The sequence below is a fragment of the Halolamina salifodinae genome (assembly GCF_017874235.1).
GTDB lineage: Archaea > Halobacteriota > Halobacteria > Halobacteriales > Haloferacaceae > Halolamina > Halolamina salifodinae.
In genome coordinates, this window is the sequence record NZ_JAGGLC010000001.1 from 318,906 (window position 1) to 332,558 (window position 13,653).

Genomic DNA, 13,653 nt, shown 5'->3' on the forward strand with positions numbered 1-13,653 from the left:
TAGGGAAACCCGAAGGTCTAACCTCGGGTGACGGAACACTTGACGACTTACACGAGATTGTTGAAGTCTGCCGGGAGATAGGAATTCCCGACTCTTACGAAGTACGAGGGAACGTGCCTCCGAGTATTGATGGGATAAATCTGACAGAATTGTATTGGGCTTGGTCGAATGTCGTTTAGGAGATATTCCCCAGTTGAGCAGCTATCTAGCAATATGCTATAATCCTCGGCCCGAACTGGCGCATCGGATAGACGAACCGTCGCGAGTAGTTCAGGAACAGCACGAGTGTCCCGGCGGTCAGCGTCTCCCCCCCGGCGGCGAAAAACGGGTGGGGTGGCGAGCCAGTCACCACCCACCAGCCGCCGACGAAGAACACCGAGACGTAGGCGGCGGCCGTCGTCGCCTGCAGGCTGGGGAAGAACTTGATCCGGGTGGTAATCGCGTCCCACTGGGAGTCGAGGTACGCCTGCGAGGAGTCCCGCACGCGCTCGGTTTCGAACGGCTCGGTGGTGAAGGACTTGAGCGTCTCGATACCGCCGATGTTGTTCTCGAGGCGGCTGTTGAGCTTCCCGACCGCGCTCCGGACCTCCTGATACTTCGGGTGGATGGTCTCGACGAACCAGTAGCTCAGATAGCCGAGCACCGGGATAGCGGCGACGGGGATCAGCGCCAGCCGCCAGTTGATCCAGAGCATCACGGCACCCATCCCGCCGACGCGGACGAGGATGGTGATGAGGCTGTTGAGGTTGTTCGTCAGGAACCCCTCCAACTGGTTCACGTCGTTGTTCAGGATGCTCATCACCTCGCCCGTCTGGCGGTTGTCGAAGAACTCCACGCCCTGTCGCTGGAGCGCGTCGTAGGTGTCCACACGCACTGAATGCTGGAAGTGTTGGGAGAAGCTGTTCCAGAGGTAGTTGTTCACCCAGCTAAAGATTGAACTCAGCGCGTACGCGCTGGCGACGATACCGCCGGCGAACAGGAGCTGTTGGCCCTGCCCCGTGGGGATCCATGCCTCGGGAACCGCCGGAATCGCGAACGGCGACGAGCCCATTATCAGCGCGTCGATAGCGAGCGCGAGCATCAGCGAGGGCACCAGCGCCATCAGCATCTGGACGACGGCGGCGAGGCCGCCGCCGACGAACGTCGGCAGGCGCTCGCGGCCGTACTCGCCAAAGAGGCGGAGGATGGCGTTGCCCTCCTCGGCCCGTAGCTCCGCGAACTCGTCATCGTCGTCGACTGACACGGACGACACGTCAGTTCGCGCGGGTGAAAACTGTCGGGTGCCGGAGAGCCGCGTGGGGTTCTACCAGGTGAGCGAGACGCTGTCGCCGACCGAGAGGTCGAACGCCTCGTCGCCGCGGCCCTGATTCACCGCGAACTCGACGTTCCCGTGGCTGCCAACGGTGACGAGGCGCTCGCCCGAGTCCATCTGGGCGTAGGCGTCCCGGACTGGCGCGGACTCGCCGTTGACCGTCACCCGCTGGCGGTCGTCGAGCACGTGACCCGGAATGTTGGTGATGGTGTTGCCGAAGTCGTCGACGACGAGCACCTCGCCGGTCGCACTGTCCTCGTCGAACACGGGGTCGGGGAACTGCAGGTCGACCCACTCGTCAGTCGCGCTGATCCCCGAGGCATCGGCGACGGCGTCGGCCTCGTGGACCCGCGCGGCGGCGGGCGCGAACACGTCCCGGCCGTGGAACGTGTTGCTCGCCGTCGTGTCGTCGTCGTAGGCGATGTCGTACACCTGAATCTCGGTCTCCCCGTCGGCCCGTTCCTTGAGTCGGCGGGCCGCAGGGAGCGCGACGCCGTTGTCCGGCGCGACGATGCGGTGGCCGGCGACTTCGACGACGATAGCTGCGCGGTCAGTGCCGACGCCCGGGTCGACGACGACAAGGTGGGTGGCGGCCGGGAACTCCGGCAGCACCTCGCGCAGCCAGAATGCGGCGGCGCGCACGTCCTGCCGGGGGAAGTCGTGGGCGATATCGACCAGCCGGGCGTCTGTCTGCCGGAGGATGACGCCCTTCATCGCGGCTGGATACGGGGTTCCGAAGTCGGAAGCGAGTGTGATCATGGGTTGGTGAGTGTGGTCTGGATCTGTCTGGTCAAAGGAGCGTTGCCTCAGTCGGGTCGAAGCCGACAGTGATGGCGTCCTCTGCGGGCGGTTCGGGGAGCCGCAACACGATCTCCCGACCCGCCCACTCGCCGTAGAGTCGGGTCGTGCCGCCGAGATACTCGTCGGCGCCGAGCGCCACCGGGAAGCGGTTCTGGCTGGCGGCCGGGTCGAGGTTCGTCGGGCGCACGCAGAACGTCACGTGGTCGCCGACGGCGTGGGCTTCGTCCACGTGGGAGTCGTCGGCGTCGGTGTCGGCGGCGGCGCCGTGGCCGGCGTGGCCACCGTGGTCCTCCGCAGCGACGTGGAACCGGTGGCCCTCGGGCGCTTTCTCGTCGACTTCGATAGCCAGTTCGCCGTTCTCGTTCGCCGCGACGACGCCCGAGAAGACGTTGTTCTCGCCGACGAACGAGGCGACGAACTCGGTTGCGGGCTGTTCGTACACCTCGACGGGCGTGCCGACCTGCTCGACGCCGCCGTCGTTCATCACCGCGAGTCGGTCCGAGACGGCCAGCGCCTCCTCCTGATCGTGGGTAACGTACACCGTCGTGACGCCGAGTTCGCGCTGGATACGCTTGATCTCGCGTCGTAGCTGTTCGCGCAGGCGGGCGTCGAGGGCGCTCATCGGCTCGTCGAGCAGCAGCACGTCCGGGGCAGGCGCGAGCGCGCGGGCCAGCGCGACACGCTGCTGCTGGCCGCCCGAGAGTTCGTCCGGTTCGCGGTCGCCCATCCCCGGCAGGTCCACGAGTTCGAGCAGTTCCTCGACGCGTTCGTCGGCGGTAAGCCCGCGGGGCGGGTCGGTAAAGCGCAGGCCGTAGCGGATGTTCTCCGTGACGGTCATGTGCGGGAACAGCGCGTAGCTCTGGAACACGACGCCGACGTTGCGGTCCTCGACGGGCACGTCGCTCACGTCCTCGCCGTCGAAGCGAACGGTCCCGTCAGTGGGCGAAGAGAGCCCAGCAATCGTCCGCAGCGTCGTCGTCTTCCCACAGCCGGAGGGGCCGACGAGCGTGAAGAACTCCCCGTCCTCGACGGTCAGCGAGACCTCCTCCAGCGCGACGGCGTCGTCGAACGCCTTGTGGATCGACTCGAGGTCGATGTCCACCATCTACATCCCCCTCCCGTCGCCGAGGCGGTCGATAACGACGAAACTCGCGGCCGTGACGGCGAGGAGGACACAGCCCATCGCCGTCGCGGGCCCGAGTCGTCGGCCGAGGAAGCGTTCGATGGCGACCGGCATGGTGTACGCGGAACTCCCGCTGGCCAAAATCACCGTCGAATCGAACTCCCCGATGCTGATGGCGAACGCGAACGCGGCGCCGGCGACGACGCCGGCAAAGACCTGCGGCAGTTCGATGTCCAGCAGCACCCGGAACCGGGAGGCGCCGAGGGTGCGGGCGGACTCGACGACCGAGCGGTCGATTGTCGCCAACAGCGGCGCGACGTTGCGCGTGACGAACGGGTAGGCCCCCACGGCGTGGGCGGCGACGACGGCGACGGCACCGGTGACGGTGATCCGGTAGCCGAGCAGTTCGGTGCCGAAGACGAGTCCCTGCAGCAGGCCGAGGCCGACGACGACGCCCGAGACGGCGAAGGGCGCCATCGAGAGCGTGTCGACCAGTTTGCTCCCCGGGACGTCCCGAGTGGAGACGATAGCGAGCAGCACCCCCATCGGCACCGCGATGGCGAGGCTGGCGACGCCGTAGAGCAGGGAGTTCTGGACCGCCGTCAGCGGTTTGATCTGGAACTCCGCCGCCTCGGCCTGTCGGGTGACGAGGAAGCGGTAGTAGTCCAGTGTGAGGCCATTCGGGCCGGTAATGCTCTCAAGAATCATGCTCGCCATCGGCGTCACGAACACGACCAGTACGACGACGACGTAGCCCCAGACCGCCAGTCGGTCGAGGTTCAGCGCGCCGAACAGCCGCTTTCGGGGCGCGGGCCGAGAGGCGCTCTCGGCGCGCTGGCGCGCCTCGTACCGGAGATACGCGTAGGTCAACAGCAGCGAGAACAGCATCTCCAGGGTCGCCAGCGACGACGCCGTCGCGTAGTCGAGTTGGTTCACGCGGTGGTACACCCAGACCTCGACGGTCGCCAGCGAGAGGCCCCCGAGCGCCAGTACGATGGCGAAGGACATGAACGAGAAGATGAACGTCAGCAGCGCGCCGGTGAGGATGGCGGGGAGCAACTGGGGGAGCACCACGTCGACGAACGCGCGTCGCGGCGAGGCGCCGAGGCTGCGGGCCGTCTCGGCGGTGCTGGCGTCGACGCCCTCCCACGCCGTCGCGGTGACCCGGGCCACCAGCGGCGCGTCGTAGAACGCGTGGGCGAGGACGATGATCGGCAGCGTGTACAGCAGTTCGATGCGCGGAAGCCCCAGCGCCAGCAGCACGTCGTTGACGACGCCGTTCCGGCCGAACGTGGCGATGAAGCCGATAGCGACCATGATCGACGGCATCACGAACGGCACCGCCGTCAGCGAACGGATGGTTTTGCGCCCGGGGAACTCGAAGCGCGCGAGCACGTACGCACCCGGCAGGCCGAGCGCGACGCTCGCGAGCGTCGAGAGGAACGCCTGATACGCGGTGAAGCCGAACAGCCCCAGTCGGTAGTCCGGGAACGGGTAGTTCAGCGCGATGGCGGCGTCGACAAAGGGTACCGAGAGCCGGAACGTGTGTGGCTCGATTGCGGTCCACAGGATCGACGGGTCCTCGAACGCCTGCGCGACGACGCCGAAGAAGAAGGGATCCGTGAGCACTTCTGCCAACGGCTCGGCGGTGAGGCCACTGTCGCGCCAGACTGCCTCCGACAGCACCCGCCCGACTGGGTAGTAGAACAGCACCGTCAGCAGCAGGACGGTGCCGACGGCGGCCAGCGGGAGGGCGACCGACTCGAAGCGCTCGCGGGTGGCAGTCACGCTACTGGGAGGCGACCTGTCGGGACCACTCGTCGAGCCACGTGTCGACGTTGCCCGAGAGTCGGTCGTAGTCGAACGACACTACCGTCTCGGGTTCGGGCGTCAGGTCGTCGAACTTCTGGGGCAGGTCGGCGTTGTCGACGGCCGGCAGCGCGACGTTGCGCTGGGCGATCTCGGCCTGAATCTCGGGGCGGAGCATGAACGAGATGAACGACTCGGCCAGTTCCGGCTTGTCGGTCCCGCTGAAGCGGGCCATCGCTTCGAGGTAGGCGTACCCCTCGCCGTTGAGGAAGCCGATCTGGTGTTCGGCCATGTCGGCGCCCGACTGGTCGGCGAACACCTGATCGGTTGAGTACGAAACCACCGCCGGCGCCTCGCCCTCGCTGTAGGCGCCGTAGGCAGCGCCCCAGCCTTCGAGGATGCGCGCGCCGTTGTCGAGCAGACGTTGCCAGTAGTCGAGGTAGCCGTCCTCGCCGTACTCGTTGATGGTCCAGAAGAGGAACTCCAGGCCCGTCTCGCTGTTCTGGGGGTTCGGAATCAGCAGCGCGTCGCTGTAGTCGTCGCTGACGAGGTCCTCGAACGACTGGGGGGCGCCGACGCCGCGCTCGTCGAGCATGTTCTGGTTGTACACGAGGCTGATGTAGGACGCCCCCATCGGGAGCGCACGCCCCTGCGGGTCGAACTGGTAGTCCTCGATGAGGTGGTCGGCGTTGGCGATGTTGTCCGTGTTGACGGCGTCGAACAGCGACTCCCCGCTCTGGAGGTTGTCGTCGGCCCGGACCATGTTCTCGGGGGTGAGCCCGGCGAACAGGTCTGTGTCGACGGTGACGCCCTGATTCCGGCGCTGGAGGAAGTAGTCGATGCCGCCCTCGGGCGCGAACCACTCCAGGTTCGCGTCGTGCTCGCTCTCGAACTGCTCTTTGACCCACGCGCCGGGGCTGGTGCTCGGGGCGTCGATGAACGAGGCGTACGTCCCGACCCGCAGCGTCGGCGTCCCCTCGGTCGTTCCGGTGGTGGTGCCGGTCTGTGTGTCGGTGCTGCCGTCGGTGGCTGTCTGCGTGTCAGTCCCGGTCGGTTCGGCCGAACAGCCAGCTAGCAGTGCGGCGGCGCCGACGCCAGCGCTTCGAAGATACGTGCGGCGTTTCATGGTCACCGGTTACTATCGGCTCGTTATATAACCAGCGAAAATTATGGAGGCTTGCCGGATTCGTGTGGGTGATGCCGAGCGTTAGCTCGACTCCTCGGTCTCGGTTTCGGCGTCGACGAACTCCGACTCGTCGGCGTCCGAGACCACGTCCTCGGCCGCTTGGATGTCTGGCTCGGTGTCGCCGGACATGATCTTCTCGGCCTCCTCTTCCATCGCCTCGGTGTCGAGTTCCGCGGCCTCGTCGATCTGGCCGAGGATGTTCTCGATGTCGTCGAGACCCAGCATCTCCCGGGTCTCCTCGTCGAAGTCGAGCGAGCCGAGACTCTCCTTGGTCTTGGTGTCGCTGCCGGTGAGGTGCTGGCCGTAGCGACCCACCAGCGAGGTGAGCTCCTGGGGCAGGATGAACGTCGAGGACTCACCTTGACCGATATTCTCCAGTGTCTCCATCCCCTTGTCGATGATGGCGCGCTCGCCCATCGACTCGGCGGATTTGGCCCGCAGGACGGTGGAGATAGCGTCACCCTGCGCTTCGAGGATCTGGGACTGCTTCTCCCCCTGTGCGCGGATGATGTTGGACTGCTTCTCCCCCTCGGCCTCCTCGACGGCGGAGCGTCGCTCCCCCTGCGCCTCCAGAATCATGGCGCGGCGGCGGCGCTCGGCGGAGGTCTGCTGCTCCATCGCCTGCTGGACGTCCTTCGAGGGGTTGACCTCGCGGACCTCGACGGATTCGACGCGGATCCCCCACTCGTCAGTGGGTTCGTCCAGTTCCTTGCGGATCCGGGCGTTGATCTCCTGTCGCTTGTTCAGCGTGTCGTCGAGTTCCATGTCGCCCAGCACCGCACGGAGGGTGGTCTGAGCGAGGTTTGAGACGGCGGTCTTGTAGTCGTCGACCTCGAGATACGCCTTCCGGGCGTCCATCACCTTGATGTACACCACCGCGTCGGCGGTGACCGGGGAGTTGTCACGGGTGATCGCCTCCTGTCGCGGGACATCTAACGTCTGCGTTCGCATGTCGAACGCGTGCGTCTGGGAGACAAAGGGTGGGATGAAGTTGATACCCGGTTCGAGGAGTTTCCGGTACTCCCCGAACACGGTGAGGGCTTTCTTCTCCGTGGCGTCGACGATCTCCACGGCCTGCCAGACCGCGGCGATGACGACGAACAGGAACAGCAAGCCGACGACGCCGCCGATGGCGCTGCCGACCTGCAACGGTGCGAGTACCATAGCCTGGATTTGGGCTGTTGGTGGCTTAATAGTTTCCCGGAATACTGACTGTGCGTTCAGTCAGAAGATCCGCCGCCGATGCCGTCGGGACCTACTCTGACTCGGTCTCAGTCTCCGTCTCGCGCTCCGCCTCCTCGCGGGCGGTCCAGCCCGATCCCGAGCTATCGTCGTCGGTGTCGGCGTCGTCGGGGATGGTTTCGCCGTCGTCGCCCTCGGTGGTCGCGTCGTCAGCGTCCGCTGCCGCGGCGTCTTCGGATTCCGCGTCGGACGCCACATTCGCGGGGCGCTCCTCTTCGGCTTCCTTCCGAGCGTTCTCGGCGCGTGCGCGTTCGATCTGCCGGTCGAGGCTCCCCTCGACGGCGCCCAGCGACTCGACGGTGACGACGTTGCCGCCGCCGGGGTCGATCACCAGCACCTCCTCGCCCTCGGGGATCTCGCCCTCGATGGTGCGCGCGGAGTAGTAGGGGCTGAAGCCGCCGTTCTCGATCTTCACCTCGCCCTCCTGCGGCGTGACGCGGGAGGTGACGCGGGCGGTCTGACCTTTCAGGTCCGAAGAGTCGCTGGTCTGGGCCTGTCCCTTCCCGCCGTAGATGTCCAGTTCGCGGTAGCCGTACAGCGTGACGACGCCGATCAGGAGCACCAAGCCGGCGAGCACGAACGGCGTCGCCGCCGCCCCGAGCAGCAGGCCGACCAGCCCCGCCCCGAGCAGCGACACCCCGACGACGACGAAGTGCGCGCCGGGCGCCAGCGCCTCCGCGATGGAGAGCGCGATACCGGCGGCGACCAACAGCAGCGGCAGCGTCTGGGGGCCGAGAAGCCCGGACTGAAGCAGCATCAGTCTGGTCATGGACCCCGCCACGTATCAACGTTGGCTCCCGAGCGGGAGGTTCCGACGCGCCGGGGCGCAGGCGGCGACGGCGCCGCGTCGGGGAACGGTAAGAGAAGGCTTATTCGGCATGCGGCTGGAAATCGACGGTATGAATCAGTTCGTCCGGGAGGTGAGGTGAGTGCCCGCTGCCGACCTCCCCTTCGGGCTCCCGGAGGTGGACTACTCCGAGTACTCGAACCGACAGCTCATCGCGGTGCCGCTCGTGGTGCTGCTGGTGGCCCTCCTGATCATCAGCGGTGTCTGGCTGACGACCGGCGCGCCGGTGAATCTGGGTGTCGAGTTCACCGGTGGGACCGAGATGCGCGTCGCCGTCAGCGGCGATAACGCCCAGCAGCAGATCCAACAGGCGTTCGATCCGGCGCCGTCGGCCATTCAGCCCGTCGCCGGGGAGGAGACCTACATCCTGACGTTCGGCGAGGGGGTGGATAGCGGGGCGCTCGAAACCCAGGCGGAGGACGCCGGGTTCACCGTCCGGTCCATCGACGCCACGTCCGCCAGCTTCGGCGCGGAGGCACAGATCCAGGCGCTCGGCGGCGTCGTCGTCGCTTTCGTCGGGATGAGCGTGCTCGTGTTCGCGATGTTCCGGACGTTCGTCCCGAGCATCGCCGTCGTGCTCTCGGCGTTCTCCGACATCGTCGTGCCGGTGGCGCTGATGAACGTCCTCGGGATCAAACTCACGCTCGGCTCGGTCGCCGCGCTGCTGATGATTATCGGGTACTCCGTCGACTCGGACATCCTGCTCAACAACCACGTGCTCCGGCGACAGGGTGGCTTCTACGAGTCGGCCTACCGCGCGATGGAGACCGGGATCACGATGACGCTGACCTCCATCGCCGCGATGGTCGTGATGACCGTCGTCGCGACGGCGTTCGGGATCGGCCTGCTCTCCTCTATCGGGCTGATCCTCGTCTTCGGCCTCACGACTGACCTGCTGAACACCTACATGCTCAACATGTCGCTGCTTCGCTGGTGGAAGTTCGAGGGGGTGAACCGCTGATGGCCGACGAAGAGAGCACCTGGGACCGGATCAAGGCCAACTGGCGGGTCGTGCTGCTGGTCGTGATCCTGCTCGCCAGCACGTTCGCGCTGTTCTCCCCGACGCCCGCATCCGGGGGCAGCGCGGCCTCGACGGCGGGGAACAACACGACGGCCGACTCGGGGCTGACGAACATCGAGTACGGCCTCGAACTCTCCGGCGGCACGCGGATCCAGGCGCCGCTCGTCGGCGTCCACGCGAGCGGGGTGGAGATACCGAACGACACGTCGACCTCGGCAGTCAGATCGACCGTCGCGGCCAACATCGAGAACGCCACGGCCTCGGACGTGCGGGTTCGGTACGCCGGCGAGTACGGGGACACCATCCAGCAGACGACAATCGTTGAGGTGACCGCGGGCAACGTCACCGCCGCCGAACTCGACGCTGCACTCTCCGAGGCGGGCTATCCGGCTGACGGCGCCGTGGACCGCGTCTCGGACGTGACCCAGCGGACCGCTGTGTCGATCCTGCGCCAGAAGGTCAACCAGGCGGGGCTCTCCGGCGGGAGCGTCCGGACTGTCGGCGGTGACGTGGTCGTCGTCGAGGTGCCCAACGCGAACCAGAGCGAGGTCCGGGACCTCGTCGAGTCCCGCGGGCAGGTGCTGATCCAGGCGTACCACCAGAACGAGAACGGCACGTACGTCCGGACCACCGTGATGGACTCCGACGACCTGCGGCAGGTCGGGAACGCCCAGCAGACCCAGGGCGGTCAGGGCGCCGAAGTCGGCGTCGTCGTCGCCGAGGACAGCGCTCAGGAGGTCCAGCAGCGTTTCGTCGACACCGGCCTCGCCCAACAGGGGGGGACTGAGTGTCGCTACCGGGAGACGCCCAACCAGACCGAGCCGTGTATCCTGCTCGTGCAGGACGGCGAGGTGCTGAACTCCTTCGGCGTGCGGGAGACGCTCGCCCAGCCGATGCGTGACGGGACGTGGGCCGACGACCCGCGGTTCAGCCTGACGACCGGGAACCTCTCGACGGCCCAGGAGGTCGCGATCAACCTCCGTGCCGGCGCGCTGCCGGCCGAACTCGACCTGACCTCGAACTCGATGCTGTACATCGACCCCTCGCAGTCCGAGCGGTTCAAGACCGACTCGCTGCTCGCGGGGGTCGCCGCGGTGCTGGCGGTCAGCGGCGTCGTGTTCGCCCGCTACCGCCGCATCGAGGTCGCCGGACCGATGATCGTCACCGCGCTCTCGGAGGTCGTGATCCTGATGGGCGCCGCCGCCGCCATCGGCTACCCGGTGGATCTCTCGGTGATCGCCGGCTTCATCGCCGCCATCGGGACCGGGGTGGACGACCTGATCATCATCGCCGACGAGGTGATGAGCCAGGGCGAGGTGAGCAGCCAGCGGGTGTTCCAGAGCCGCTTCCGCAAGGCGTTCTGGGTGATCGGCGCGGCAGCCGCCACCACGATTCTGGCGCTGTCGCCGCTGGCGGTGCTCTCGCTCGGCCAACTCCGCGGGTTCGCCATCTTCACCATCCTCGGCGTGCTCGTCGGGGTGCTGATCACGCGACCCGCGTACGGCGACATCCTGCGCGCGCTGCTGACCGGCGAGCACTGACCGGCAGAACACTTTTTTCGCCGCCTGCCGAAGCGTTTCCTATGCCCTCCCCCATCGACGGCAACGGCGCGGACGCCGACTCCGATGCGGACGCCGCCCTCGACCCGGAGACGGAAGCCGCGGTCCGACGGATCATCAACGAGGAGCGAAACTCCCCGCTGTCGGCCGTCATGCAGGTGCTCGGCGGCGCGCTGTTCGCGCTGCTGGTCGTCCCAGTGTTGCTGGGACTGTTGGTGATCATCGGCATCCCCGTCGTCGGCGTCGCCGCCATCGCACTCCTCGGGCTACTGGCGGCGATCGCCTACGGCTGGGCGCTCCCGCCGTTCCGCTGAGTCTGGCGCGAGCCTTTTCTCCCTCGCCGCGCTCTCTCCGACAGATGCGAGTCGACATCCGCGGCGACAGCTACGACCTCGACGCCGGCCTCGTCGCCGAGGACGAGACGGAGATCCGCCGCCAGATCGACGAGTACGCGGCCGGCGACCGCGAGGCGTTCGACCTGACCGTCGACTACCCCGAGCGCCATCTCGGCGACGTGATGCGCGCGATGAGCGAGATCCCCTACGGCGAAACGCGAACGTACGGCGACCTCGCACAGGACCTCGATTCCGGCGCCGTCGCCGTGGGACAGGCCTGCGGGTCGAACCCCCTTCCGATCATCGTTCCCTGCCACCGGGTGGTGGGGAGCGACGGCTACGGCGGCTTCTCGGCGGCTGGTGGCGTCGACGCCAAGCGACGGCTGCTGGCGTTCGAGCGCGGCGAAGGGCTGGATCGGTTCTAGAAGTCGCACAGGCCGGACTGCTCGGCGGCCGCGAGCACGTCCTCGCAGGTCGACCACGTCGTCCGCGCGCAGGCGGGAAGCTCACCACTCTCCTCGACGTAGCCCGCCAGAAACGCACGCGTCGTCGGGTCCGCGGGGTAGCCGCTGCCGACCGCCTGGTCGTACTCGGCGTCGATTTCGGCCATCAGCCGATCGCGCTCGACCTTGGCGACGACGCTGGCCGCCGAGACGACCGCGTAGGTCTCGTCGGCGCCGTGTTCGGCGGTCACGTCGACGGTCGTTCCTGCCTCCGCGACCGCATCCCGGAGCCGTCGGCCGAACCGTTCCTCGTCGGTATCTGCGGCGTCGGCGACCACGTCGTCGGTGGGTTCGGCGACTGCGGCGACGGCCTCAGCCTGTGCTGTGACGCCGAGGCTGTTCATGTCGGTTTCTGGGGCGTCGATGCGCGCCGGCTGAATCGCGGCCGTTGTGACCCTGATCTCGGGATGCTCGCGCAGTTTTTCGGCCAGTTCCTCGCGGCGCGCGGACGAGAGCTTCTTCGAGTCAGCGAGGCCGGCGGGGAGGTCTCCGGGGGCCGCCCGGACCGCCCCGGCGACCATCGGCCCCAGAACCGGACCCTTTCCCGCTTCGTCGGCGCCGACGAGCATCAGTCCCGGAAGAACTCCTCGTTCTCGAACGGCTCCTCTTCGCCGTCGACGCGGAGCACGTCCAGCGCGGTCACCTCGGCACCGACGCCGAGCAGGCCCGCCAGCGAGGGTGTCGTCCGCCCCTCGTCGCTCGAAATCAGCTCCTTGATGTAGAGGCCGCCGGCGCCGTGGACCTCGACGGTCGCGGTACGGGAATCGTGGAGTTCACCCTCGATGTCGTACACCTCGCGGGTCCGGACCTTGCTCGCGCGCCGGTGGTCGACGCGGTTCGGCGTCTCCTGTTCGACGGTAGCGCCGTCGAGTTCCGCGAGGGCCTCGGCGAACGACTCGGCGTCGACGTCGTCGTCGAAGGTGACCTGCGCGCTGTAGCGCTTCGAGGCGTCGTGGCGCTTTACGCGCTCGACCATCCCGTGTTCTGCGAGGCGCAGGCTCTCGACCTCGACTTTGCCTTCGGCGAAGGCGTTGATGTCCGCCTCAAGCCGGTCGGTGTCGACATCCCGGCGCCGGGGTTCGGCGACCTCGATCACGAACGGCCGACCCGTGCCGAGCATCCGGGCGTCGACGTCCTCGCGGCCGGCGCCGTGGAACGTCTCGCCGACGCCGTCCATCACGTCCTCGACGACCGGCGCGGTCAACTGCTCGACGCTCTCGGGGTAGCGAAAGCCGGTGCCGTCACACTCCTCGCAGGGCTCCCGTCCCTGCATCCCGCTGCCGTCGCAGGCCGAGCAGGGCCACTTCGTCTGGGGGATGTCCCGCTCCAGTTTGCGGTAGCGGCCGTAGACGAACGCGGAGTTGACCCCCGCGGTCACGTCGTCCGCGGCGAGGTCAAGCAGGAACTGCACGTCCGGGCGCTCGAAGTCCACCTCGGTGCCGGTGATCTGGCCGACGCGTTTGCCGACCTCGCGGTTGAACTCGCTTTTGAACGCCTCGCCGGTGTCGGCGTCGAGGCCGGCGTCCTCGCGGAGCATGCGCTCGTTCTCTTCGATCAGCGCGGGCGCTCGCGTGCCGACTTGGTACGTCTCGTACTCCACACCCTCGACGGCCTCGGCCGCGCGCTCGGCCCAGACCTCGAACTCGCCGCAGTAGCCCTCACAGACCCAGCAGTCCGCGGGATCGACGTACTCCGGCGGTTCGTCGGCCTCCAGGCCGAGGACGGTCCGCAGCGATTGCCCCCGTTCGCGGTTGGTGAGGCCGAAGCTCCGGTCGGCGAAAACCCGGCCCAGACAGGCGTCACAGACCCCGCCGACCGCGTCGACGGCGCGGGCGTCCTCCAGTACGCTCATGGACGGAGTGGGGGCCGGAACGGGTAACTACCTTGCCCTTCCACGACGCCGAGAGTGCAGAAA

The 13,653-nt window shown here is 67.5% G+C and carries 12 protein-coding genes and 1 pseudogene; 4 read left to right on the forward strand and 9 right to left on the reverse strand.

Features of this window, described 5'->3' with window-relative positions; translation table 11 throughout:
• Positions 1 to 205: 205 nt before the first annotated feature.
• From J2753_RS01645 to J2753_RS01675, 7 genes and pseudogenes are all read right to left on the reverse strand, one after another.
• Positions 206 to 1,243: an ABC transporter ATP-binding protein gene (locus J2753_RS01645; protein ID WP_209489817.1), complete on the reverse strand. Its 1,038-nt coding sequence runs from the start codon at positions 1,241 to 1,243 to the stop codon at positions 206 to 208.
• Between the two features lie 60 nt (positions 1,244 to 1,303).
• On the reverse strand, positions 1,304 to 2,071 hold the full coding sequence (locus J2753_RS01650) for an SAM hydrolase/SAM-dependent halogenase family protein (protein WP_209489819.1): 768 nt from the start codon (positions 2,069 to 2,071) through the stop codon (positions 1,304 to 1,306).
• Positions 2,072 to 2,102: 31 nt separating this feature from the next.
• Positions 2,103 to 3,218: an ABC transporter ATP-binding protein gene (locus J2753_RS01655; protein WP_209489821.1), complete on the reverse strand. Its 1,116-nt coding sequence runs from the start codon at positions 3,216 to 3,218 to the stop codon at positions 2,103 to 2,105.
• Positions 3,219 to 5,024 carry an ABC transporter permease gene (locus J2753_RS01660; RefSeq protein WP_209489823.1) on the reverse strand — a complete coding sequence of 602 codons (1,806 nt, stop codon included), beginning with the start codon at positions 5,022 to 5,024 and terminating at the stop codon, positions 3,219 to 3,221. It abuts the gene before it with no gap.
• A gap of 1 nt (position 5,025) precedes the next feature.
• Positions 5,026 to 6,171 carry a thiamine ABC transporter substrate-binding protein gene (locus J2753_RS01665; RefSeq protein ID WP_209489824.1) on the reverse strand — a complete coding sequence of 382 codons (1,146 nt, stop codon included), beginning with the start codon at positions 6,169 to 6,171 and terminating at the stop codon, positions 5,026 to 5,028.
• An 81-nt stretch (positions 6,172 to 6,252) separates the two neighbouring features.
• Positions 6,253 to 7,395 carry an SPFH domain-containing protein gene (locus J2753_RS01670; protein ID WP_209489826.1) on the reverse strand — a complete coding sequence of 381 codons (1,143 nt, stop codon included), beginning with the start codon at positions 7,393 to 7,395 and terminating at the stop codon, positions 6,253 to 6,255.
• A gap of 289 nt (positions 7,396 to 7,684) precedes the next feature.
• Positions 7,685 to 8,230: pseudogene (locus J2753_RS01675) on the reverse strand (NfeD family protein); the annotation flags it as partial.
• Positions 8,231 to 8,402: 172 nt separating this feature from the next.
• Between J2753_RS01675 and secF the strand changes: the two are divergent.
• From secF to J2753_RS01695, 4 genes are read left to right on the forward strand one after another with little or no spacing between them, the layout of a single operon-like run.
• A complete protein-coding gene (secF, locus tag J2753_RS01680) occupies positions 8,403 to 9,281 on the forward strand; it encodes a protein translocase subunit SecF (protein ID WP_209489828.1) in 879 nt (292 codons plus the stop codon).
• A complete protein-coding gene (locus J2753_RS01685) occupies positions 9,281 to 10,882 on the forward strand; it encodes a preprotein translocase subunit SecD (RefSeq protein WP_209489830.1) in 1,602 nt (533 codons plus the stop codon). Before secF ends, J2753_RS01685 begins: the two co-directional genes overlap by 1 nt.
• A gap of 41 nt (positions 10,883 to 10,923) precedes the next feature.
• The gene (locus J2753_RS01690; protein ID WP_209489832.1) at positions 10,924 to 11,214 is read left to right on the forward strand and encodes a hypothetical protein; all 291 of its coding nucleotides are present in this window, start codon (positions 10,924 to 10,926) and stop codon (positions 11,212 to 11,214) included.
• A gap of 44 nt (positions 11,215 to 11,258) precedes the next feature.
• Positions 11,259 to 11,660 carry a methylated-DNA--[protein]-cysteine S-methyltransferase gene (locus J2753_RS01695; RefSeq protein WP_209489834.1) on the forward strand — a complete coding sequence of 134 codons (402 nt, stop codon included), beginning with the start codon at positions 11,259 to 11,261 and terminating at the stop codon, positions 11,658 to 11,660.
• On the opposite strand, the gene rnhB is transcribed toward J2753_RS01695, so the two are convergent.
• Entirely contained in the window at positions 11,657 to 12,307 is a 651-nt protein-coding gene (rnhB, locus tag J2753_RS01700; RefSeq protein WP_209489837.1) for a ribonuclease HII, read from the reverse strand. The genes J2753_RS01695 and rnhB overlap by 4 nt on opposite strands.
• Entirely contained in the window at positions 12,307 to 13,590 is a 1,284-nt protein-coding gene (locus J2753_RS01705) for a tRNA pseudouridine(54/55) synthase Pus10 (RefSeq protein WP_209489838.1), read from the reverse strand. Before J2753_RS01705 ends, rnhB begins: the two co-directional genes overlap by 1 nt.
• Positions 13,591 to 13,653 lie beyond the last annotated feature (63 nt).

Excerpts from the sequence above, each read along its gene's own strand:
- J2753_RS01650 (WP_209489819.1), bottom strand. The coding sequence starts at position 2,071 with ATGATCACACTCGCTTCCGACTTCGGAACCCCGTATCCAGCCGCGATG.
- J2753_RS01655 (WP_209489821.1), bottom strand. The coding sequence starts at position 3,218 with ATGGTGGACATCGACCTCGAGTCGATCCACAAGGCGTTCGACGACGCC.
- J2753_RS01665 (WP_209489824.1), bottom strand. The coding sequence starts at position 6,171 with ATGAAACGCCGCACGTATCTTCGAAGCGCTGGCGTCGGCGCCGCCGCA.
- J2753_RS01670 (WP_209489826.1), bottom strand. The coding sequence starts at position 7,395 with ATGGTACTCGCACCGTTGCAGGTCGGCAGCGCCATCGGCGGCGTCGTC.
- J2753_RS01685 (WP_209489830.1), top strand. The coding sequence starts at position 9,281 with ATGGCCGACGAAGAGAGCACCTGGGACCGGATCAAGGCCAACTGGCGG.
- J2753_RS01690 (WP_209489832.1), top strand. The coding sequence starts at position 10,924 with ATGCCCTCCCCCATCGACGGCAACGGCGCGGACGCCGACTCCGATGCG.
- J2753_RS01695 (WP_209489834.1), top strand. The coding sequence starts at position 11,259 with ATGCGAGTCGACATCCGCGGCGACAGCTACGACCTCGACGCCGGCCTC.
- rnhB (WP_209489837.1), bottom strand. The coding sequence starts at position 12,307 with ATGCTCGTCGGCGCCGACGAAGCGGGAAAGGGTCCGGTTCTGGGGCCG.
- J2753_RS01705 (WP_209489838.1), bottom strand. The coding sequence starts at position 13,590 with ATGAGCGTACTGGAGGACGCCCGCGCCGTCGACGCGGTCGGCGGGGTC.